Here is a 21711-nt window from a genome sequence, read left to right as displayed (position 1 = left end):
TGAAGGCCCGTCATGACGCCACTTCAACGTATTGCTGGGCTCTGCCAGGGACTGATCGTCGCGGTATTTCTCGCCCACGCGGCGGCTCCCGACGTCGCGCGTGCTCGTCCGCTTGATTCAATCAGAAGCCGCGGCATTCTCATGGTCTGTGCCAATCCCAAAGCGCTGCCATTCTCCAGCAAGACCGGCGATCGTCGCGGCTTTGAGCTCGAACTCGGCGAGGCGCTGGCCAACCAGCTCGGTGTCAAGCTCGAGGTCGGCTGGGTGGTTTTTCCGTTCCAGGTGGGCCGTGTCGATTGCGATGTGGTCCTCGACGCGATCGTGGATCAAGCAAGCGCGCAAGAGCGCCACGTGCGGCTTTCCAAGCCTTACCAGGTGAGCGGCGTTGCCATCGCGCTTCGCCCGGGCTTCAGCGGCGTCACCGACTTCGCCGATCTCAAGAAGGGGCAGAGGGTCGGCGCGATGGTGGGGTCGCTCGCGAGCGTGACGTTGGGCCAGAAGGGCCTGCCGACAATCCCGTTCACATTCGAGGACGAAATGATCGAGGCGGTCGGCAAGGGCGAACTCGATGCGGCGCTCGCCACCCCCGCCAGCATCGGATATTACAATCTTCTCCACCGGGACGCGCCAGTGACGTTAGTGCGCGCCTATGAGAACCAGCCTGAGTTCCGCTGGGAGATCGCGGTCGGAATGCGCAAGTCCGACGACGCACTGGCGGCGGCGATCAACGAGGCGATCGATCGGCTGCTTGCAGATGGCACCGTCAATCGGATCTATGCAAGCTACGGGGTCGAACCGAGTTCACCCAGGGGGCAGTGACCAAACCGGCCGGTCGGGCGAATGACGGCACAAGTATAGAAAAGGGCGCCATCCCGCGACAATCGCCGCAATAAATGTGCCGCCGCGTCGGTTACCCGACAGACGCAATCCGGCGCGCCGTCATAATCGAGGCGATGAGTGCTGTGGCGTTTGAGGGTACAAACATGGTCACGATAGCAGCGATTTATCAGCCTGAGTTAATCGAATTGATGAAGTCCGTGCTCGATGAGGCCGCAACCATCCTGCCCAAGACCAGGCAAACGCCTGCGACAAAAGTAAAGCTGGCATCGCGCATCCTTGCAGCGGCAGCAAGGGGCGAACGCGATCCGATCCAGCTGAGAATCGCAGCACTTCTGGAACCCGTGGATGAGTGAAGCACCGTGAGGTGAACTGGATCACGATCCGGGCGGACTACGCCTAGTCTGGACGTAACCGCGCGTCGCGGCGCCGCCTCCCGGCGCTGCGCCGGGACGCGGGTGGCTTGTATGGCGGCTACCTGCCGCGAAGGCCCTGCGGCAGCAACAGCAATCTGCCCGCGATCGAGTTCGGCACTTCGTAAGGCGAGCCGACCGCCAACACGTGGCTCAACGCGATCAGCCTGTTCGCCAGCTTCGGCGGGGGCGGATTCTGGAAGGAATAGGACCCCGGATTGTGGCACATGAAGCAGTTCTGCACGCCGCTGATCGGAGTATTCTTGGCGTTTTGAACGAACGTCTCGGCTGTCACATTCGCCAGATTCACCGAACCGACCGCGCTGGTCTGGTCGCTGTTGAGGTTATAGGAATTGGGCAGCATCCACACGGTTCCGACTAGATTATAATTGGCGAATGTCGATTGCGGAGGCGTGAAGCTGGCGACGGATTTTTGGGCTGCCGTGTTGATGGCAATGATGTTGCCTGGTCCGTTCTGCTGGTTCTCGCCGCCGGTCTGATTTTCGAGCACGGCGTTGGTCACCGGCGTTAGCTTTTGGGACGCTGCGTCGAGCCGGAGGGTCGGCGGATCGATCGGGTTGTTTGCCTGTGAGAAGGGCGTGTTCGCCTTGTACAGCGTGAAGCTGTTCGGATCCTTGCCGGTCGGCGAGGGCGTGAAGGTGTTGTCCGGCGTCGCCGGGGAATTCATCTTGTGCTCGAACGTCCCCCACAGGAATTCGGGATGATTGACGGTCTGGCCGACCACATGCAGGCCCACGAGCGCGACGGTCACGGTCACGAACTTTCCGGGCACGGGCTGGATGGTGACGAGACCCGGGGTGACCTTGGTTTCCAGCACGGGGACCTGCGCCTGCGTCGTAAAGGCGCCAGCCGGCGGCTGCTGTCCCTGGTCGAGCCGCAGCCAGGTGGCTTTGAAGACGGCGGCACCGACGTCGAAGTAGGAGCCTGCCGGCTGATTCTGGTAGCCGCCGGTGGCGATCAGGTTTTTCCGCGCCGTATCGAAATACGACTTGTTCATGTGAACCGAGGCATAGACCGGGTAGCCGTTCTGGGCGACCAACATGTTGCCGTCGGCTTCGACGATGGCGCCCGCGCCTTCGCTGAATCCGGCGGCGCCGAGGAATGTCTCCGATCGCGCGGCGAGCGTCAGGGGACGCAGCTTGGGCTCGCCGGCGTTCTCGTCCTTGTTCAGCAGGTCGGCCGGCGTGGCCAAGGTCATGAATCGCGGCACCATGGTGCCCGACGCCGGGTCCTTGATCAGCGCGGTGGCCCAGACGAAAGCCTCCCACGACCATTGATGAAAATTGCAGTCGGGAGTTGGAATCGGTTTCGTGTCCGAAGTGGGAAACGGAAAATCCGGCGCCAGGAATCGTCCCAGTCCTTCCGACCAGCCAAACTGCGGACAGCCCTTGGCGGGCGGCGGCGGCGCGGCGCCGGCAACGTTGCTGAAGGTTGCGGCAAAGGCGATCGCGGCGACGGCCAGGGTGACGAAGCGTGCGTTTCGTAGTCTTTTTTTCATGTTCCGTTTCCGCCTTGCGTGTCCGGGCAAACCAGCCGCGTCGCGTCCATCGTTGCGCCACGCGTTGCCTGGCTTCCCGCTCCCAGGATGCGGCTCAAACCATATTAGTAATTCTTGTCAACGCAACTACAAATAGATGACGGGGAAAAGTGTCCATCCGTCGCTCTCCACACAGTTTCGCGATTCCATTTACGCGGCGATCGCTGCTGCGGAATGAGTCAAACGGCGGCTCGCGGCTGTCCAGACGCGACACGTGCGAGACGTCGCGGGCCGCTCAAACACAATATGTTTGGATGTTTGCAGATGTGTGGAGGTCGCCGACTGCAGCGATCGAGCAAAAACCTCAGGGCGAGGAGTCCTCTTTCGGCGATGTCGGCGTGGCCGATTTGCCCGGTCATCGACGCGTCGCGGCGAAGCGGCCGAGCTATCCCCCGTAGCTCTGCACCAGGCTGCCCGCCACCAGCGACCAGCCGTCGACCAGCACGAAGAAGATCAGCTTGAACGGCAGCGACACCACCACCGGCGGCAGCATCATCATGCCCATCGACATCAGCACCGAAGCCACCACGAGGTCGATGATCAGAAACGGCAGGAACAGCAGGAAGCCGATCTCGAAGGCGCGTTTCAGTTCGGAGATCATGAACGCCGGCACCAGGATCCGCAGCGACATGTCGTCCAGCGTCGCCGGCGGCGGCTCGCCCGACAGGTCCATGAACAGCTTGAGATCCTTTTCGCGCACGTTCTTCTGCATGAAGCCGCGCAACGGCACCGAGGCGCGCTGCAGCGCTTCCTCGACGCTGATCTGGTTGGCGACCAGGGGCTTGATGCCGTCGTCGTAGGATTTCTGCAGCACCGGGCCCATCACGAACGCGGTCAGGAACATGGCGAGCGCAATGATGACCGAGTTCGGCGGCGCGGTCGCGGTGCCCAAGGCGGTGCGCAACAGCGACAGCACGACGACGATCCGGGTGAACGACGTCATCATGATCAGGATCGACGGCGCGATCGACAGCACCGTCAGGAGCGCGATCAGCTGGATCGCGCGCTCGGTGACGCCGCCGTTGCCCTGGCCAAGATTGATGCTGATATCTTGCGCGAACGCCGGCTCGACCAGCGATCCGGCGGCTATCAGGGTGGCAAAAAATAAAACTCTACGCGGGAGGGGCGCGGACCTCACGAAGGGGGCTTCGGACGACCCAGCAATGACGCCATCTCGTCTTCGAGATTTTCAAAGCCGCTCTTCGGCGAAGGCGCCACCGGCGGTGCCGCCGATGGCTCGGGGCGGGGCGCGGGGCGGCTTGGCGGCGGTTCGGGCGCCACCGAAGGCGCGCCGACGCGCGGTTCGCCGCTGTCGCCGGCCGGCCGGCGTAAGGCGGCCTCCAGCCGTTGCGCCATCTCGGCGAGATTCTGGTCCGCCGTCGGCTGCGGAGGAGGGGGAGAAGGAGGTGGCGGCGGCGGCGGCGCGGCGGTGCGCTCGGGTGCGCGGACCGGCGGCACCTTCGGCGCTTCGCTCGGACGCTGCGGACGCGGCATGATCGGTTCGTTGCGCGATGTCACGCGCGACGGCATCGGCTCGCCGCGCAGTTCGGGGCGGGGCTCCGGACGGCCTCCAAGGGGACTGCCGATCGACTCCGGCGCGAAGCCTGCCAACGGATCGCTACGCAAGGGTTCGTTCCGCAAGGGTTCGCTGCGCTCGCGCCGCTCCAGCGGCGCCGGGCGGCGCAACTCGTCGGCAAAGGTGGGCCGGACCGGCCGCGGCGGCGGCTCGGGCATTTGCGGCTCGGCGTGATCGAACACATCGGACCGCGGATCTGATCTTGGTTCGGACCTTGGTTCGGATCTTGGGCCATCGCCGTCGCTCCAGCCGATGGCGTCGGGCAGCGGGACGATTCGGGGCTGCGGTTCGGCACCGACACCGGCCCGTTGCGCCATCTGATCCCGTCCCGGCATCGCCCGCACGATATTGGGTTCGACGACGATATCGGTCGGACCGCCGATCATCAGCAGGTGTTCGACATTGTCGCGCCGCACCAGCACCAGCCGCCTGCGGCCATCCACGGCTGCGGCATCGATCACCGCCAGTCGCGGCATCCGTCCGCGATTGGTGTTGGCACCGAGGCGATTGCCGGCGAATCGGCGAACCAGCCAGGCGGCAACGCCGATCAGCGCCAGCACGGCCACGAATGCGAAGAAGAATGTCAATGCCTGCATGCTTTGTCCCCGGCAAATAGCGCCTTATTCAGGTCTGTCGTTCGTCGAATGCGGATCGGAGGCGACGCAACAGACCCGAATCAAGCCTGACATTGGCCCTATTTCTTAATTCCCCGCGGCAGAAACTGCCGCCCGCACTCTTAATAACCTATGAATCGGCTGGGCCAAAATGACTTCTCGCGGTCGGAGGTGTCAGGAACCTGGCTGGTTAACGCAGCTTTCGTGGCGAAAATGCGCTCGACCCGGCGTCCGAGGCGAATCCGTTGGGGACGCATGCTGTCTGCCGCGGCGCATCTTAACCTGCTGTTAACCATGCACACGGCAAATTCTGCCCACCTCAGCGGCGCCGCGCCGCGCGGAAGAGGGGAGAGCGCCGATGTCCATCAACGATCTTCCGGGTTTGGCGGCGCTTCGCACCAGGATGCAATGGCATCAGGAGCGTCAGCGGGTGCTCTCCGAAAATGTCGCCAATTCCGATACGCCGAATTTCAGGCCGCGCGATCTGGTCGAACCGAAATTCGATCCCACCGGCGCCGCCGCTGCCGGATCGATGGGGCCGCTGGCGATGGTGCAGACCCGCACCGGGCATATCGCTCCGCTGGAGAGCGAACCAACCTTCGACCAGGATCGCAAGACCGGTTTCGAGACCAGGCCCACCGGCAATGCCGTCAATCTCGAGGACGAGATGCTCAAGGTCTCGTCCAACCAGATGGACTATGCGGCGGTCACCTCGCTCTACACCAGCAGGCTGCATCTTCTGAAGGTTGCGATCGGCAAGGCCTAAAGGCCAATCAGGGCCGGGAAAGGGACAAACATGGCAGACCGTCAGGTTATCGCAGATTTCGCCAGATCGATGGGCATCGCGACGTCAGGTCTGCGCGCGCAGGCGGGCCGAATGCGGGTCATCTCGGAAAATATCGCCAACGCGGATTCCACGGCGTCGACCGCCGGCGGCGATCCGTATCGGCGCAAGGTACCGACCTTTTCCTCCGAACTCGATCGCACGCTGGATGCGAACGTCGTGACGCTCGGCAAGATCCGGCCCGACACATCGGCGTTCCGCGTCAAGCACGAGCCCGGTAATCCGGCCGCGGACGCCGCCGGCAACGTCAAATATCCCAATGTCAATCCGCTGATCGAAATGACCGACATGCGCGACGCGCAGCGATCCTACGAGGCGAACCTCAACATCATCACCGCCACGCGCCGGATGGTCGCGCTCACGCTCAATATCCTCAAGTCCTGAACGGGAAACCTTAAATCATGGCCACACCGACAGTCGCTGCCAGCGCCTATGCCAATCTCGCCCGCATACTGGACACCGGCGGGGCGGGCAAAACCTCCGACGCCAGCGGCGGCGGCGGCGGCGGGGGCCCCTCGTTCGGCGACCTGCTCAAGGACGCGCTCGGAAGCGTCGTGGACGGCGGACGGAAAGCCGACGCGCAGTCGGTCGCGATGGCGTCGGGCAAGGCCAATGTCATGGACGTGGTCACCGCGGTGGCGGAGACCGACGTCAAGGTATCGACGCTGGTGTCGGTGCGCGACAAGGTGATCGCGGCCTACGAAGACATCATGAAGATGACGATCTGAGTTTCTTGATTCCCGTCGTTCCGGGGCGCGCGCAGCGCGAACCCGGAATCTCGAGATTCCCCGATGTGCAATTGCACATCTGAAGTCTGGTCCTTCGGACCATCCCGAAATGACGCGTAACCCGAATGGAACATATGTCATGACCGGTGCTGAAACTCTCGATGTGGCGCGCGATGCGATCTGGACCATTGTCGTGGTGTCGTCGCCGCTGATGATCGTCGGCCTCGTGGTCGGTGTGGTGGTGTCGCTGTTTCAGGCGCTGACGCAGATCCAGGAACAGACGCTGGTGTTCGTGCCGAAGATACTGGCGATCTTCGTCACGCTGCTGCTGGCGCTGCCGTTCATGGCGGACGCGCTGCACAGCCACATGATGCGGATATCGTCGCGAATCATAGGCGGCTGATGCACTATGCGTGAATCATGCACGTCGATATTTCACTGCTGCCCGCGCTTGCCGCCACCTTCATGCTGGTGTTCGCCCGCATCGGCGCCATGGTGATGCTGTTGCCGGGATTGGGTGAAACCAATATTCCGGTTCGCATCAAGCTCGCGATCGCGCTGCTGCTGACGCTGATCATCCTGCCGCTGCACCGCGCCGCCTATCACGTCGATATCCAGGCGTCGATGATGCCGCTGCTGGTGCTGATGATCCACGAGATCATCATCGGCGTCGTGCTCGGCGCCACCGCGCGGGTGACGCTTGCGGCGCTGCAGGTCGCAGGCTCGGTGATTGCCCAGCAAATGGGTCTCGGCTTCGTCACCGCCGTCGATCCGACCCAGGGCCAGCAGGGCCTGCTGATCGGAAATTTCCTCACGCTGCTCGGCATCACGCTGTTGTTTGCGACCGACAGCCATTATCTCGTCATCGCCGCGCTCAACGACAGCTACGCGATCTTTTCGCCCGGCGAGATGATGCCGAGCGGCGACGTCGCGGCACTCGCCACCCGCGCCTTCGCCGCCGCTTTCAGGATCGGCATGCAGCTGGCGGCGCCGTTCCTGGTGTTCGGCCTGGTTTTCAACATCGGGCTTGGCGTGCTGGCGCGGCTGATGCCACAGATGCAGGTCTATTTCGTCGGCGTGCCGCTGTCGATCCTTGCGGGCTTTCTGATCTTCTCCTTCATCATCGTGGCGATGATGGGAACTTTCCTCGATTATTACGTCGGCGTCATGCACGACCTGATACCGCCGAGCTGAAAGCCTCAACACCATGGCCGACGAAGACGACTCAGCAGACAAAACACAAGACCCTACGCAAAAACGTCTGGATGATGCCCACGACCGCGGCGATGTCGCGAAAAGCCAGGAAATCAACACCTGGTTCGTGATTGCCGGCGGGACGCTGGTGCTGTCGACGTTTTCCGGATCGATCGGCTCCGGGATCGAAGTGCCGATGCGCAACCTGATCGCCAATTCCTGGATGATCCACGCCGACGGGCCCGGCCTGCTGGCGCTGGCGCACAGCCTGGAATTTATCCTGATCGGGGTCCTCGGCGTACCGTTTCTGATGCTGGCGATCGCGGCGATCGCCGGCAACATGATACAGCACCGGCTGGTGTGGTCGGGCGAGTCGCTCAAGCCGAAATTCAGCAAGATCTCGCCCGCAGCCGGCGCCAAGCGGATTTTCGGCAAGCAGGCGGCGGCGAATTTCGGCAAAGGCCTTTTCAAGGTGATCGCGCTCGGCGCGGTAATGACGGCGATCCTGTGGCCGGAGCGCCTTCGCCTCGAATCGTTCATGCATTTCGACCCGGCCATGCTGCTGGGAGCTACCAGCAGCCTGACGGTCCATCTGCTGGGCGCGGTGGTGGCGATGCTCGCGGTTGTCGCGATCGCGGACTTTTTCTTCCAGTACCGGCAATGGTACGACCGGCAGAAGATGTCGCTGCAGGAAATGAAGGAAGAGTTCAAGCAATCCGAAGGCGACCCGCACGTCAAGAACCGGATCAGGCAGCTGCGGCATGCGCGGATGAAAAAGCGGATGATGGCCGCGGTTCCCAAGGCCTCGGTGATCATCACCAACCCGACCCATTACGCGGTGGCGCTGTCGTATGAGCGCGGCATGTCGGCGCCGCTGTGCGTGGCCAAGGGCGTCGATCTGGTCGCGCTGAAGATCAGGGAAATCGCCGGCGAACATGACATTCCCATCGTCGAGAATGTACCGCTGGCGAGGGCCCTGTATGCCACCGTGGAGATCGACGACGAGATCCCGGTGGAACATTATCACGCGGTCGCCGAAATTATCGGCTACGTGATGGGCCTCCGGCGCGGGCTTTCCGGCCGGCGGGCGTGAAGTCAGGACAGTTTTGCTCTGAAAACGTCCTTGGACGACGCGCAACCGACGAAATTGCGGCTCGACGGACTTGCGCTTGCGGGCCCGATTCAGGCACTCAGGAGTTAAGTTTCAGATTCATGTCGACAGGCTGCGTCCTTTTGTATGACCGCCGATACTGACCACGACCCACCGCGAGAGCGCGTCACCGCCCCCGAGCCGGCGCGGCGTAGCGGCAGCATCGTTCTGGTGCTGCTGGTGGCCTTCGGCATCGTCGCGGTGGCGGTCGCGCTGATGACCATCGGCCGCTCGCGGGCGGAGCCTTATATCCTCGGGCTGCTGGCGCTGCTGGCGATGGTCGGCCTGTTCAACCTGTTCGCGTTCGCGGCGGGGATTATTCGTTTCGCCGACCGTGCCGCCGATGATCCGGTGCTGGGCCGCATCGCCGATCAGGCTGACGACGGCCTCGCGGTCACCGACCCCCGCGGTCACGTGGTCTACTCCAACGCCGCCTATCTGGCGCTGACGGGAGCTGCGACCGCGCAGGAGGCGCGCCCGGTCGAGCGGGTTTTTATCGGCAACCCCGATGTGTCGGAGGCGGTGTTTCGCCTGCTCAAGGCGGCGCGCGAGGGCAAGCGGCAGCAGGAAGAAGTCCGCATCGCCGGTCACGACGGTAACCATGGCCGCTGGCTGCGGATGCGGGTTCGCCCGCTCAGCGACAGCAAACGCCGAGCCAAATACGCGGTGTGGTCGATCGCCGACATCACCCGCGACCGCGAACGGCAGGAAGATGTGTTCCAGGAACTGCAGCACGCGATCGAATATCTCGATCATGCGCCTTGCGGGTTCTTCTCGGTCAATGCCGCCGGCGACCTCGTCTATGTCAACGCCACGCTGGCGAACTGGCTCGATTACGATCTCGCCGAGATCGGATCGGGCGGCCTGAAGCTGACCGACATCGTTTCGGGCGACGGTGCGGCGCTGCTGACATCGATTCCGCCGGTGCCCGGCGAAGTCAAAACCGAGGTGTTCGACATCGATCTGCGGATGCGCGGCGGCAAGACCATGCCGGTGCGGCTCTATCACAAGCTGGCATTCGGCGCGGACGGCGTGCCAGGCGCGTCGCGCACGCTGGTGATCAGCCGTGCGCGCGACGAGCGCCCCGACCCGCAGCGCGCCGCCGAAGTCCGCTTCATGCGCTTCTTCGATCATACCCCGATGGCGATCGCGACCGTGGACCGCTCGGGCGCGGTGGTCCGCGCCAATGCCCGGTTCGCCAAGCTGGCGCAAGGACTGGGCCCCGATGGCGCGGCCGGCAAGTCGATCTTCAGAACGGTCAACCCGCGCGACCGCGGCCTGCTGATCGCGGCCATCAACCAGGCGGCGGAGGGGCAGGGCGACATTCCGCCGGTCGAGGCGATGCTCGACGGCGCCAAGGAGCGATGGGCGCAGTTCTTCGTCACCGCGGTCGAGGAAGATGAGCGCGAGACCGAGGCCGCCATCGTCTACATGCTGGAGACCACCGAGCGGCGGGCGCTGGAGAACCAGATCAACCAGTCGCAGAAGATGGACATGGTCGGCCAGCTCGCCGGCGGCATCGCGCACGATTTCAACAATGTGCTCTCCGCCATCATGATGGCGAACGACTTCCTGCTGAACGCGCACAAGCCGACCGATCCCTCGTTCCAGGACATCATGCAGATCAAGCAGAACGCGACCCGCGCGGCGACGCTGGTGCGGCAGTTGCTGGCGTTCTCGCGCCGCCAGACCCTGCGGCCGCAGGTGCTCGATCTCGGCGACGCCTTGAGTGATCTCACCATGCTGCTGCGCCGCCTGATCGGCGAGAAGGTCAAGCTCGATCTGGTGCACGGCCGCGATCTGTGGCCGGTGAAAGTCGACGTCTCGCAGTTCGAACAGGTGATCGTCAATCTGGCGGTCAACGCCCGCGACGCGATGTCCGAGGGCGGCAAATTGACGGTGCGAACCGCCAACGTGACCTCGGAGGAATCCGCCGATCTCGCCTACAAGGGCATGCCGGCGGCGGACTATGTGCGGATCGATGTCACCGATACCGGCACCGGCATTCCGCCCGATATCGTCGACAAGATCTTCGAGCCGTTTTTCTCGACCAAGGAAGTCGGTAAGGGCACCGGCCTCGGACTATCGACGGTGTACGGCATCGTCAAACAGACCGGCGGTTTCATCTATGTGGACTCCGAAGCCGGCAACGGCACCTCGTTCCACATCTTTCTGCCGCGGCATCATCTCGAGCAGGAGGCCCAGCCCGACGCCGCCGCCGCCAACGGCACCGCCAAAGAGCCGCCGGCGGAGACGAAGCCCCGTGCCGATCTGACCGGGCAGGGCACCATTCTGCTGGTTGAAGACGAGGAAGGCCTCCGCTCGCTGAATGCGCGCGGCTTGCGCTCGCGCGGCTACAGCGTGATCGAGGCGTCGAACGGCATCGAGGCGCTGGAAGCGCTGGAGCTTCAGAACGGCGCCGTCGATCTCGTCGTTTCCGACGTGGTGATGCCGGAGATGGATGGCCCGACCCTGCTCAAGACGATGCGCGGCCGCAATCCGGACCTCAAGATCATCTTCGTCTCGGGCTATGCCGAAGATGCCTTCGAGAAGAGCCTGCCGGAGAACCAGCAATTCGCCTTCCTGCCGAAGCCGTTCACGCTGAGCCAGTTGGTGGCCGCGGTGAAGGAAACCATGACGCCGTCGTGAGGCGGCGCCGGGGTGAAGCGCTCTGCCATGAGCCTTATTGACCCATCCCCGCGACCGAGGGCCGCAGCCGCTATATCCGATAGCGGCTTCACTTTTAGGCGGTGCTGCCCATCTTAGTGGCGCTTCCCCCTGCCGGGGACTAAGGAAACAGACATGACGTTCACGCAGCGCGCTCGCGGCGCCTTCCAGGCGATCGCCGTCGTTTTATCGCTCGCGTTACCCTTGATCTCGGCGATCTCGCCGGCCGACGCCCGGGTCGGCGGCGGCTTCAGCTCGGGTTCCCGCGGCTCGCGAACCTTTTCCGCGCCGCCGAGCACCTCCACGGCACCGGGTTCGGCGTCACCTTTCAACCGCACCATCACCCAGCCGGGCAGCCCGGGTGTGGGCGCGCCCGCGGGCGGCGGATTCTTCAACAGCCCGGGCAGGGGCATGCTCGGCGGCCTCGCCGCGGGCTTTCTCGGGGCCGGCCTGCTCGGCATGTTGTTCGGCGGCGGAATGTTCAGCGGCATCGGCGGATTGTCGTCGATCTTCGGGCTGATCCTGCAGATCGGTTTGATCGTCATCGTCATTCGGATGGCCATGTCGTGGTGGCAGCGCCGTCACGCCAACCCCGCTTATGCCGGCGCATCCCCCGCAAGCGCAGGCGCACAATCAAGCTTCCGCTCCGGCACGGGTTTCGGGCTGGGATCGACCAGCGCGCCGCTTGAGATTGTGCCGGCCGATTACGAGGCCTTCGAGCGCTTGCTGGGCGATATTCAAGCCGCCTGGTCGGACGAGGATGTCGCCAGACTGCATACGCTGGCGACGCCCGAAATGGTGTCTTACTTCACCGCCGATCTCCAACAGAACCGCGCCCGCAACGTCATCAACAAGGTCTCCAACCTGAAGCTGCTGCAGGGCGACCTCGCCGAAGCCTGGCGCGAGGGCGACACCGATTATGCCAGCGTGGCGATGCGCTACGCGCTGGTCGACAAGACCACCGACCGTACTACCGGCCGGCTGGTCGAGGGCAGCGACGCGCCGACCGAGGCCACCGAAGTCTGGACCTTCGTGCGGCCGCGCGGGGCCAACTGGGAACTGTCGGCGATCCAGCAGACCTGATCGTTCGGCGATATCACTCGAATGCGAGGCGCCGCGGAGCAATCCGCGGCGCCTTTTCGTTTGCCGGCCGGCGCCAGCGGCCTGCTATATTGTCTCGCGGCGAACCAAGGGCGCCGCCGGCGCGTTGCCGCTTCCGAAAGCCTCTGCCGCGCGTCCGATCGAGGGATTTTCCATGCGCTACGAACTCTATTACTGGCCGGGCATTCAGGGCCGCGGCGAATTTGTCCGCCTCGCGCTGGAAGAAGCGGGCGCCGACTATGCCGATGTCACGCGCGGCGAACGCGGCATGGCCGCGATGATGAAAATGATGGAGGCGCGCAGCGGCACGCCGCCGTTCGCGCCGCCGTTTCTGAAAGCCGAGAAGCTCCTGATCGGGCAGACCGCCAATATCCTGCTCTATCTCGGATCGCGCCATGGGCTGGCGCCGAAGGCGGAAGCAGGAAAGCTGTGGATACATCAGCTGCAACTCACGGTCACGGATCTGGTGCTGGAAATTCACGACACCCATCATCCGCTCGGCCCGTCGCTGTACTACGAGGACCAGCGTGGCCCGGCCAAAAAACGCAGCGAGGAATTCTGGAAGGAACGCTTGCCGAAATATCTTGGATATTTCGAGGGAATATTAAAGAGCAGCAGCGGCGCATGGCTGACCGGTCGCAGGCTGACCTACGCGGACTTGTCGCTGTTCCAGATCGTGGAGGGGCTGCGCTACGCATTCCCCAAGCGCATGAAGGCGTTCGAGCGCGGGATTCCCGGGCTGGTCGGCCTGCACGACCGCGTCGCCGCCAGGCCCAACATCAAGGCCTATCTCGCGAGCGACCGCCGCTTCGCCTTCAACGAGGACGGCATTTTCCGGCGCTACAAGGCGCTGGACGTTTAGGTGCACGAAGTGACTCGTCACCATCGCCGCAGCGGAAGTGCGCCCCCTCTCCCGTTGGGAGAGGGCTGGGGTGAGGGGTTACGGTCTATCGTGAGGCTGTAACCCCTCACCCGGATCGCAAGGGCGATCCGACCTCTCCCTTTGGGAGAGGTGAAACTGAACTCGCGGCAAGTCCATCGCCTGGCTAAAACTTCACCGGTTCCTTCCATCGACCGGCGTCATCGCCAGTTTTGCAAGCTCGATCCCGTCGATGCAGCTAACGTTGAGCGCCACCACTTCGGTGCCGTCGGGCTTGCTGCCGCGCGCGAACACGTCGACGCCGCAGTCGATGCAGAGCTGATGCCGGATGGCGTGCTTGTTGAACAGATATTCCCGCAAATTGTCCTCGCCGGCGCGCAGCACAAAACTCTTTGGCGCCAGGAATGCGAAATGCAGGCCTTTCTTGGTGCAGATCGAGCAATTGCAGGAGGTCACCATCGCAAGGTCGGTGGTGCATTCGAAGCGCACCATGCCGCAGTGGCAGCCGCCGGTATAGGTCCTGGTGTCGGGCATCGGTCCGCTCCCTGAGTGGCGCTTGCCGGCAGTATAAGCCTCACCAAAGTCCGGGCACCAGACGATAGCGCACCCGCCTGGTGTAGTCGGCATAGCCTGGCAGGCCCGCGATCAGCGCGCGTTCCTCGATGCCGGAGCGAACGGCAAACAGGAGGACGAACAGCGGCGATAGCGCCACGCCCCACCAGGAGCCCAGGAGCAGCGGCACGCCGACGAAAAACAATATGGTGCCGCTGTACATGGGATGCCGCACCCAGGCGTAAGGTCCAGTGCTGACCACGCGGTGACCGCGCTCGGTCTGCACCTTGACCACGGGGGCCGCGTATGAATTCTCGCGCATCACCCACATGATGAAGCCGGTGGTCAGCAGCAGCATCGCCAGTCCCAGCGCCTGCAGGGCGACAGGAATATCGGAAGCATGCATGCGCTTGTCGAATCCGATCGCAAGAAACCAGATCAGGGCGATAACGCCGAACACCAGCATGAATTTCTTGTCGGCGGCAGGCTGATTCTTCTGCATCATCGGGCGCATCCGCTCGGCGAGCAACGCCGGGTCGGTTTTGGCCAGCCACCAACCAAAGCCGATGCCGATGACCGCGCTGGTGGCCAGGAACACCCAGGCCGCCGGCCAGTGCAGCGTGCCCGCGGACACGAACAACAACGCGCCCAGCGCGACCACCCAGATCAGGTTCTGCAGCAGCCATTTTGCGATCATGCGGTGGTCCCATCGGGGTCGGGGTCAGCATGGTCGCGCCGTTTTCCGGCAAACTTGCGGCGGGGATTTTTCACCATGATCGTCACCGGGCTCGACCCGGCAATCCAGCTTCTTCGCAAAGGCGATTTCAACGAAGATGGATGGATACGCGCCTCAAGCCCGCGCAGGACGGTTGGTTGGTTGTCTCCGCCCTCTCACACCAACTGGTCGATCCGTGTTCCCTGTCCCGGCGGAAGCGGCTCCGGAGCCGGCTTTGGGGCCGCGCCGGCATCGTCGGCGGCATCGACATCGGGTTTCACGACGGGGGCGTTGGAGGCGCTGGCCTGCGGAATGCTGACCGGCGCCGGTGCTGAAACGGCGGAAACACTCATGGACAAATTCCTTGGACAAATTCCTCGCTGTGGTGCCCGACTGTGACGAGGTGGAGACGAATGCTTTATGAATCCAGGCCGCAGACCGCGCGCCAACGGGACCAATCCGGTCGGATGGTGAACAGTGGCTCCAATAATCCTGTAAAGTTCGATCTCGAATTTAAGCGATTGGGAAAGGTACGGATCGTGTCGCTCGTCACGTACCGGTTTCATGCCATGGCGTCCGATTGCGCCGTTCACGTGCAGGCGGACACCCCGGCGGCCTCGACCATGATTGCCCTTGCCGCGGAGGGTGAAGTGAGACGAATCGAGGCGCGCTATTCGCGCTACCGTGGCGACAGCGAGTTGGCGCGGATCAATCGCGTTGCGGCCGTGGGCGGCACCACCAATGTCGATGCGGAGACGGCGGGTCTCGTCGCCTACGCCAAGGCGTGCTTTGCGAGCAGCGAGGGCGCGTTCGACATCACGTCAGGGCTCCTGCGCCAGGCCTGGAATTTTTCGGGCTCGCGGCTGCCGGCGCAACAGGAAATAGACGCTCTGCTGCTGCGCATTGGGCTCGACAAGGTCACCTTGTCGGACGGCCGTCTCTCGTTCGCGCAAGCCGGCATGGAGCTCGATCTCGGCGGTCTCGGCAAGGAATACGCGGCCGATCGCGCGGCAGAAGTCTGTTGCGACCTCGGCGCGCGCCACGGCTTCGTCAATCTCGGCGGCGACATCCGCGTGATCGGTCCGCAGTTCGACGGTCAGCCATGGCGGGTTGGTATCCGCGATCCGCGCGATGGCGCCGCGGTGGTGGCGGAGGTCGAACTCCATGGCGGCGCGCTTGCAACCAGCGGCGACTATGAACGCTTCATCGAGGTGAAGGGACGGCGCTATTGTCACATCCTCGATCCCCGGACCGGATGGCCGGCGCAGGGGTTGTCATCGGTGACAGTCATTTCCGACCGTTGCCTGGTCGGGGGAACTCTTGCGACGTCGGCGATGTTGAGGGGCCGCAGTGGGGCTGCCTGGCTCGCAAGCCTCGGCGTTCGCCATATCGTCATCGACGATCTCAGGCGCTGCAGCGGCACCGAACCGCTTCAGATCATGCCTGGAGATTGATCAAGGAACCCGGCAACTGGGTCTGCTGCGGCGATGCCTTGCCGATCTGGTTGAGCGATTGCACACTCGCTGCCAGCGAGGCGGAGGGTTGCGATGATGGCGATGCGGTCTGCCCGGCATTATCGGCGCGCAGCGAGGCCATCAGCTTCGACATTCCCGAGACGAAATCCTGCTTGGAAACGCTGCCGGTGCCGCCGGGATCGAGAGCGGAGAAAATGGCGTCCGCGCGCTGGTTCTGGAAAACGGCCGGCGGGTTCTTGGTCTGAAAGGCCTGTTCGAACTGGCTCTGCGTGATGCTGCCAGAGCCGCTGGTGTCGATCGAGTCGTAAAGGCCTGACATTTTCTGTTGCGGCGGCCCGCTCGAGCTCGCGCCGGAAACCGCATGCATGGCGCCTGCCGCGCCCACGCCGGAGATATCCATGGAAACTTCTCCACCACACCGGTGCGAACCGGGGTCAACCGGCTGCGACAAAATGGCAGCGAGCGGTAAACAATTCGTTTACCAATGAACCAGAGGGCGTGGCTTCGGTGAAGCCGGCTGCAAACAGCGGCGCGCGCGACGATGGATGACGGCGCCGCCGCTTACTCGTCGGTGCCGCGCGAGATCGTGATCGAGGCTTCGGTTTTGGTCCTGACGCAGCGCATCTCGAGGCGGCGGTAGCGCGTCGTGACATCGTCGCCGTGGATGAACCCCATCCGCCTGATGCAGCGCGCCGCCCCGTTGCGCATGTCGTCTTTCGGCAGCGTGAAGATGATGGCGGCGGCGCTGGCGACGAGATCGAGAAAGGCCGGCTGCGGCTTGCGGCTGTCGGCCTTGGCGTACAATTGGTTCGAGTAGTTGCGGCCGGCGCAGCCGAGCGTGATTACCTTGGCCTGCGGGTGTGACAGATAGATCAAATTGGCCGCGGTCTTGCCGACGGCGAGGCCGTCGATCTGGCCTTTGAGCTGGCGTGCGAGATCGTCGCAGCGGTCGGCGCGTGCGGGCGACGGGCCCGATACGGTCAGCGCAGCAGCGGCCAGCACTGTTAGTGCCATGGCACGGCCCGCGGACCGCACGCCGGATATTGCGATCAGGTTTTTGAGCATGAGCACCCCCCGCGCCATTGAAGCCCGTGCGCGAGGTTCATGCAAGGCCGTGATCGCGGGTGCGATCGCGGCAGGTATCTCGATTGCGCCGAAAGGCCGGCCGCAACTCTATTTGCACCGCCCACTGTGGGCTTTGGAAACCATGGCTTGCTGGCGCTCGCAATCGTTGCCGCAGAGCGAAGATCATCAGCGCGAGCACGGCCGCGAGCAAAAGGTTTGATTAGAGGACAACCAAAGGTGATTTTTTTTGTAATAGACACGCAATGGCTGCTCAGGGGCGGGGCGGAAAGGGTTTGCTCGGGTGGATTTTTTTGTTTGAATAGCCACCATTGGTTGTCGGAATGGTCACACGATTATCGTCGATGCATTTGATCGGTCGGTACAATGTCCGCAAATCTCAAGAACATGGACCTCAACCTTCTCGTTATTTTCGAGGCGATCTATTCCAACAACAACATCAGCCGGGCCTCCGAGCGTCTCGGCATGAGCCAGCCCGCGGTATCGAACGCGCTGGCGCGGCTGCGTCACTCGTTAGACGACCAGCTGTTTATTCGCAGCCCGAAAGGCGTCGCGCCGACAACGAAGGCGAGGGAGCTGATTCATCCGGTTCGGGAAGCGCTTGGCCTGATCGGCCGTCATCTTCCCTCCGGCGCCAGCTTCGACCTCTTGAGCTACAAGCGGATATTCCGGGTGATCGTCGCCGAGCCGCTGGAACCCCTGATCATGCCGGCGCTGGTTCGCGCTGCCGTCACCGAGGCGCCGGGGATATCAGTCGAATGCATCCAGGCCCATCCCAAGCTGTTCGACGACCTGCGCACGGGGCTGTTGGACCTGGTCTGCTTTTCATTCCCTGTCGATATGACCGATATCGTTTACAAGCCGATCTGCCGCGCCGATCTCGTCGTCGTCAGCCGCCGCGACCATCCGCATATCGCCAAGCCTCTTGATCTCGCGACCTTCGGCAGACTGCGGCACATCACGCTCAACCGCGAGCTGCGCAGCCTGACCTTTGTCGACAAGAGCCTGGCGGTCACGTCGACCTCGCGCGAGGTGGCCTATATGGCATCGAAGATCTGGTCGATGCCGCCGATGATCGAACGCACCGACCTGATCGGCGTGCTGCCGCGATTCTTCGTCAATTCGATTTCCTCGAATTTCGACCTCGACGTGCATGAACTGCCGACGGAGATACCCGAACAGCACTTCTTCATGGCCTGGCATATCGGTGCCAACCTCGACCAGGGACACATCTGGCTGCGGGAGTCCCTGATGCAGGCCGCGCGCGAGGCGACGGGACGGAACGAGGGGTAGGGGAGGAGGGCACAAGTCCGGTGCCATTTTTTGAAGCATTGTGGCCCCGATGCGTTGCGCTCATCCCGACTATGCCGAAGCATCCAGAACCTTCCCTTTGTCCGGAAAGTGCTTAGAACGGTCCAATCGCCGGCGCGGCGTCTCAAAGCAGGCGCTTCCGGCTCCAAACCTGCGAGCAAGCCATGAACGCCCCGACCGCCTTCCCCGACCCGAAACCCGTTCCGCCCTACAAGCACACGCCGCTGTTTCCGCTCGGGCCGGACACCACGCCGTACAAGAAGATCACGACCGAGGGCGTGCGGGTCGAGAAGGTGCTGGGCAAGGACATGCTGGTGGTGTCGCGCGAGGCACTGCGGGCGCTGAGTGAGGCCGCGTTCGGCGACATCAATCATTATCTGCGGCCGGGGCACCTGAAGCAGTTGCGCAGCATCCTCGACGACAAGGAGGCCAGCGACAACGACAAGTTCGTCGCGTTCGATTTTTTGAAGAACGCCAACATCGCCGCCGGCGGCGTATTGCCGATGTGCCAGGACACCGGCACCGCCATCATCATGGGCAAGAAGGGTTTTCGCGTTATCACCGACGGCGACGACGAGGCGGCGCTCTCGGAAGGTGCGCGCGACGCTTACTTGCGCCGCAACCTGCGTTATTCGCAGGTGGCGCCGCTGTCGATGTATGAGGAGAAGAACACCGCCAACAACATGCCGGCGCAATGCGAGATCTATGCCGAAGGCGATGATGCCTACAAGTTCATGTTCATGGCCAAGGGCGGCGGCTCCGCCAACAAGAGCTTCCTGTTCCAGGCGACGCCCTCGGTGCTGACGCGGGACCGTATGCTGGCGTTCCTGAAAGAGAAGGTGCTGACGCTCGGCACCGCGGCGTGCCCGCCCTATCATCTGGCGATCGTGATCGGCGGCACCTCGGCCGAACTCTGCATGAAGACCGTAAAACTCGCCTCCGCGCGATATCTCGACGCGCTGCCGACCCACGGCTCGGCCGACGGCAACGCGTTCCGCGATCTCGAGATGGAGCAGGAAATCCTTGCCATGACGCAGTCGCTCGGCGTCGGCGCGCAGTTCGGCGGCAAATATTTTTGCCACGACGTGCGGGTGATCCGGCTGCCGCGCCACGGCGCCTCGCTGCCGATCGGACTTGGCGTATCCTGCTCGGCGGACCGCCAGGTGCTCGGCAAGATCACCAAAGACGGCGTCTATCTCGAAGAGCTTGAACACAACCCCGCGCAATACCTGCCGGCCGTGGAGCAGGCGCTCGGCGGCGAGGTGGTTAAAATCGATCTCAACCGGCCGATGAAGGAAATTCTCGCGACGCTTTCAAAATATCCGACCAAGACGCGGCTGTCGCTGACCGGCACCATGATCGTCGCGCGGGATTCGGCGCATGCCAAATTGCGTGAGCGGCTGGAGAAGGGCGAACCGCTGCCGGATTATTTCAAGAACCATCCGGTCTACTACGCGGGGCCCGCCAAGACGCCGGACGGCTACGCCTCCGGCGCGTTCGGCCCGACCACCGCGGGGCGGATGGATTCCTTCGTCGACCAGTTCCAGGCGGCGGGCGGATCGATGGTGATGGTGGCCAAGGGCAACCGCGCGGTCGCGGTGCGCGAGGCCTGCAAGAAGCACGGCGGATTTTATCTGGGCTCGATCGGCGGTGCCGCGGCCAACCTCGCCGAACACTGCATCAAGAAGGTCGAAGTGGTGGAATATCCCGAACTCGGCATGGAAGCGATCTGGCGCATCGAGGTCGAGGATTTCCCGGCCTTCATCATCATCGACGACAAGGGCAATGATTTCTTCAAGGAATTGAATCTGGGGTGACTCTTAACCTCGCCCCGCTTGCGGGGAGAGGTCGAAATTCGCGATAGCGAATTTCGGGTGAGGGGACCCTCCGCGAGTCGCGGCGGATGAGAGAGCCCCTCACCCCAACCCTCTCCCCGCGAAGTGCGGGGCGAGGGAGCGCAGCGCGACTCGTGCGCCTACGCCCTAACCCCCTTGAACGGAAAGCTGCCCATCGGGCCGATGCCCATTTCGCCGGACATGGTGTCGCCGGAAACCTTGCCGGTGAACGCCAGCGCCAGCGGCATCGGGTTGGTGATCGAGATTTTCCAGGCGACGTCGTCGCCGTTGGCGGTGCCGTCGAAGATCTCGCCCGAATTGCCGTCGGCGCCCTGCGTGCCCGTCAGCGTGCCGCCCGCGTTCTTCAGGGTCAGCGTGGCGTTGCGCTCGCCCATCGGCGTGCTCATGGTGATGTTCCAGTTTCCGTCCACGGCCATTTCAAAGTTCTCCTCAGCGTTTTTCTGGCAAATCCGGAATGATCCCGGGATCTGGGTGGCTTCCGGGGCGGTATAACGCATCTCGCGGCGCAAGCCCAATGGTGTGGCAGGGGCGCGAGCGTCAGGCGCGGGCGGCGCGAATCCGATTGGTGACCAGCATGCGAAACGCGACATATTGCACGGCGAAGGCCGCGACCTTCGCTCCTATCGCGACCACGGATACATAGATCGCCCACAGCTTCATGTCGCCGGTCAGGGCCACCGCGATGGTACCGAGGCCGAGCGCGAACATCAGCGCCGCCCAGGCGTAGCCGGCAATGGTGACGTATTCCGGGATGGTTTCGGCGACGATCGGCGGCATGTAGCGCAGCATCCAGCCGCGCTTGAGCATGATTGCGCCAATTGCAAAATGCGCGATCGCGGGTTTCGCCAGCACGAAGCGGGGGTCGCTGGTCAGAAGCGTCGCGCTGCCGAGCACGATCACCAGCGCCAGGCTGGCGTAGGTCATGAAACTGAGGGGCTGCCGCTTGGCTCTGCTGTAGATGACCTGAGCCACGGCGCCTGCGATCGCGACGCAGGTCGCCAGCACCACATTGCCTGACACCAGGTACAGCGTAAGGAACACGATGGTGGACAGGAAGTCGGTGGCGAGCTTGGCGAATACGTCCTTCATGGTCGTGTCCTCGGTGGCGCTTCCCGTCATTGCGAGCAGCAAAGCGACGAAGCCATCCAGTTTTCTTT

The 21711-nt window shown here is 63.4% G+C and carries 24 protein-coding genes; 14 read left to right on the top strand and 10 right to left on the bottom strand.

All coding sequences use genetic code 11. The annotated features are described in order from the left end of the window. Positions 1 to 12: 12 nt before the first annotated feature. Both B5527_RS26815 and B5527_RS26810 read left to right on the top strand, forming a co-directional pair. Positions 13 to 819 carry a substrate-binding periplasmic protein gene (locus tag B5527_RS26815; RefSeq protein ID WP_079604213.1) on the top strand — a complete coding sequence of 269 codons (807 nt, stop codon included), beginning with the start codon at positions 13 to 15 and terminating at the stop codon, positions 817 to 819. Positions 820 to 953: 134 nt separating this feature from the next. Then, the gene (locus B5527_RS26810; protein ID WP_154072543.1) at positions 954 to 1193 is read left to right on the top strand and encodes a hypothetical protein; all 240 of its coding nucleotides are present in this window, start codon (positions 954 to 956) and stop codon (positions 1191 to 1193) included. 118 nt (positions 1194 to 1311) lie between these two features. Here the strand turns inward: B5527_RS26810 and B5527_RS26805 are convergent, their stop codons facing one another. The 3 genes from B5527_RS26805 to B5527_RS26795 form a co-directional block, all read right to left on the bottom strand. Beyond that, positions 1312 to 2769, bottom strand: coding sequence for a hypothetical protein (locus B5527_RS26805; RefSeq protein WP_079604211.1), 1458 nt, complete (start codon positions 2767 to 2769; stop codon positions 1312 to 1314). A 424-nt stretch (positions 2770 to 3193) separates the two neighbouring features. Then, complete coding sequence (fliP, locus tag B5527_RS26800) at positions 3194 to 3946, bottom strand: flagellar type III secretion system pore protein FliP (RefSeq protein ID WP_079604210.1); 753 nt, start codon at positions 3944 to 3946, stop codon at positions 3194 to 3196. After that, a complete protein-coding gene (locus tag B5527_RS26795; RefSeq protein ID WP_079604209.1) occupies positions 3943 to 4980 on the bottom strand; it encodes a flagellar biosynthetic protein FliO in 1038 nt (345 codons plus the stop codon). The genes fliP and B5527_RS26795 overlap by 4 nt, the downstream gene beginning before the upstream one ends. Before the next feature lie 376 nt (positions 4981 to 5356). Here B5527_RS26795 and flgB point away from each other — a divergent pair, with 376 nt between their 5' ends. The 9 genes from flgB to B5527_RS26750 all read left to right on the top strand — a co-directional run bounded on the left by flgB (position 5357) and on the right by B5527_RS26750 (position 13544). Further along, on the top strand, positions 5357 to 5764 hold the full coding sequence (gene flgB, locus B5527_RS26790) for a flagellar basal body rod protein FlgB (RefSeq protein WP_079604208.1): 408 nt from the start codon (positions 5357 to 5359) through the stop codon (positions 5762 to 5764). 30 nt (positions 5765 to 5794) lie between these two features. Then, the gene (flgC, locus tag B5527_RS26785) at positions 5795 to 6226 is read left to right on the top strand and encodes a flagellar basal body rod protein FlgC (RefSeq protein WP_079604207.1); all 432 of its coding nucleotides are present in this window, start codon (positions 5795 to 5797) and stop codon (positions 6224 to 6226) included. A 17-nt stretch (positions 6227 to 6243) separates the two neighbouring features. Further along, entirely contained in the window at positions 6244 to 6570 is a 327-nt protein-coding gene (gene fliE / locus B5527_RS26780; protein ID WP_079604206.1) for a flagellar hook-basal body complex protein FliE, read from the top strand. A 139-nt stretch (positions 6571 to 6709) separates the two neighbouring features. Beyond that, on the top strand, positions 6710 to 6973 hold the full coding sequence (fliQ, locus tag B5527_RS26775) for a flagellar biosynthesis protein FliQ (protein ID WP_079607528.1): 264 nt from the start codon (positions 6710 to 6712) through the stop codon (positions 6971 to 6973). 17 nt (positions 6974 to 6990) lie between these two features. Beyond that, on the top strand, positions 6991 to 7764 hold the full coding sequence (fliR, locus tag B5527_RS26770; protein ID WP_079604205.1) for a flagellar biosynthetic protein FliR: 774 nt from the start codon (positions 6991 to 6993) through the stop codon (positions 7762 to 7764). 13 nt (positions 7765 to 7777) lie between these two features. Then, positions 7778 to 8857: a flagellar biosynthesis protein FlhB gene (flhB, locus tag B5527_RS26765; RefSeq protein ID WP_079604204.1), complete on the top strand. Its 1080-nt coding sequence runs from the start codon at positions 7778 to 7780 to the stop codon at positions 8855 to 8857. Positions 8858 to 9001: 144 nt separating this feature from the next. Then, positions 9002 to 11563, top strand: a complete 2562-nt coding sequence (gene cckA / locus B5527_RS26760; RefSeq protein ID WP_079604203.1) for a cell cycle histidine kinase CckA — start codon at positions 9002 to 9004, stop codon at positions 11561 to 11563. Positions 11564 to 11716: 153 nt separating this feature from the next. After that, positions 11717 to 12664, top strand: a complete 948-nt coding sequence (locus tag B5527_RS26755) for a Tim44 domain-containing protein (RefSeq protein ID WP_245332259.1) — start codon at positions 11717 to 11719, stop codon at positions 12662 to 12664. A 172-nt stretch (positions 12665 to 12836) separates the two neighbouring features. After that, positions 12837 to 13544 carry a glutathione S-transferase gene (locus B5527_RS26750; RefSeq protein WP_079607527.1) on the top strand — a complete coding sequence of 236 codons (708 nt, stop codon included), beginning with the start codon at positions 12837 to 12839 and terminating at the stop codon, positions 13542 to 13544. A 192-nt stretch (positions 13545 to 13736) separates the two neighbouring features. Here B5527_RS26750 and B5527_RS26745 read toward each other — a convergent pair whose 3' ends face one another. From B5527_RS26745 to B5527_RS44530, 3 genes are all read right to left on the bottom strand, one after another. Then, positions 13737 to 14096, bottom strand: coding sequence for a GFA family protein (locus B5527_RS26745; RefSeq protein ID WP_079604201.1), 360 nt, complete (start codon positions 14094 to 14096; stop codon positions 13737 to 13739). Positions 14097 to 14136: 40 nt separating this feature from the next. After that, positions 14137 to 14811 carry a methyltransferase family protein gene (locus tag B5527_RS26740; RefSeq protein ID WP_079604200.1) on the bottom strand — a complete coding sequence of 225 codons (675 nt, stop codon included), beginning with the start codon at positions 14809 to 14811 and terminating at the stop codon, positions 14137 to 14139. 194 nt (positions 14812 to 15005) lie between these two features. Continuing rightward, a complete protein-coding gene (locus B5527_RS44530) occupies positions 15006 to 15182 on the bottom strand; it encodes a hypothetical protein (protein ID WP_154072542.1) in 177 nt (58 codons plus the stop codon). A gap of 186 nt (positions 15183 to 15368) precedes the next feature. Here B5527_RS44530 and B5527_RS26735 point away from each other — a divergent pair, with 186 nt between their 5' ends. Then, complete coding sequence (locus tag B5527_RS26735; RefSeq protein ID WP_197689214.1) at positions 15369 to 16283, top strand: FAD:protein FMN transferase; 915 nt, start codon at positions 15369 to 15371, stop codon at positions 16281 to 16283. Here the strand turns inward: B5527_RS26735 and B5527_RS26730 are convergent. Both B5527_RS26730 and B5527_RS26725 read right to left on the bottom strand, forming a co-directional pair. Then, the gene (locus B5527_RS26730; RefSeq protein ID WP_079604199.1) at positions 16267 to 16704 is read right to left on the bottom strand and encodes an EF-hand domain-containing protein; all 438 of its coding nucleotides are present in this window, start codon (positions 16702 to 16704) and stop codon (positions 16267 to 16269) included. The genes B5527_RS26735 and B5527_RS26730 overlap by 17 nt on opposite strands. A gap of 161 nt (positions 16705 to 16865) precedes the next feature. Further along, on the bottom strand, positions 16866 to 17369 hold the full coding sequence (locus B5527_RS26725) for a hypothetical protein (protein ID WP_425305028.1): 504 nt from the start codon (positions 17367 to 17369) through the stop codon (positions 16866 to 16868). Positions 17370 to 17753: 384 nt separating this feature from the next. Here B5527_RS26725 and B5527_RS26715 point away from each other — a divergent pair, with 384 nt between their 5' ends. Continuing rightward, the gene (locus B5527_RS26715; protein WP_079604197.1) at positions 17754 to 18680 is read left to right on the top strand and encodes a LysR substrate-binding domain-containing protein; all 927 of its coding nucleotides are present in this window, start codon (positions 17754 to 17756) and stop codon (positions 18678 to 18680) included. A 182-nt stretch (positions 18681 to 18862) separates the two neighbouring features. Beyond that, a complete protein-coding gene (locus B5527_RS26710; RefSeq protein WP_079604196.1) occupies positions 18863 to 20515 on the top strand; it encodes a fumarate hydratase in 1653 nt (550 codons plus the stop codon). Between the two features lie 158 nt (positions 20516 to 20673). Here B5527_RS26710 and B5527_RS26705 read toward each other — a convergent pair whose 3' ends face one another. Next, positions 20674 to 20970: a hypothetical protein gene (locus B5527_RS26705; RefSeq protein ID WP_079607524.1), complete on the bottom strand. Its 297-nt coding sequence runs from the start codon at positions 20968 to 20970 to the stop codon at positions 20674 to 20676. Positions 20971 to 21091: 121 nt separating this feature from the next. Continuing rightward, entirely contained in the window at positions 21092 to 21643 is a 552-nt protein-coding gene (locus B5527_RS26700; RefSeq protein WP_079607523.1) for an inner membrane-spanning protein YciB, read from the bottom strand. Positions 21644 to 21711: the final 68 nt, after the last annotated feature.

This window comes from Bradyrhizobium erythrophlei (assembly GCF_900129425.1).
GTDB classification, from domain to species: domain Bacteria; phylum Pseudomonadota; class Alphaproteobacteria; order Rhizobiales; family Xanthobacteraceae; genus Bradyrhizobium; species Bradyrhizobium erythrophlei_C.
This window is presented reverse-complemented; position numbering and strand designations above follow the sequence as displayed.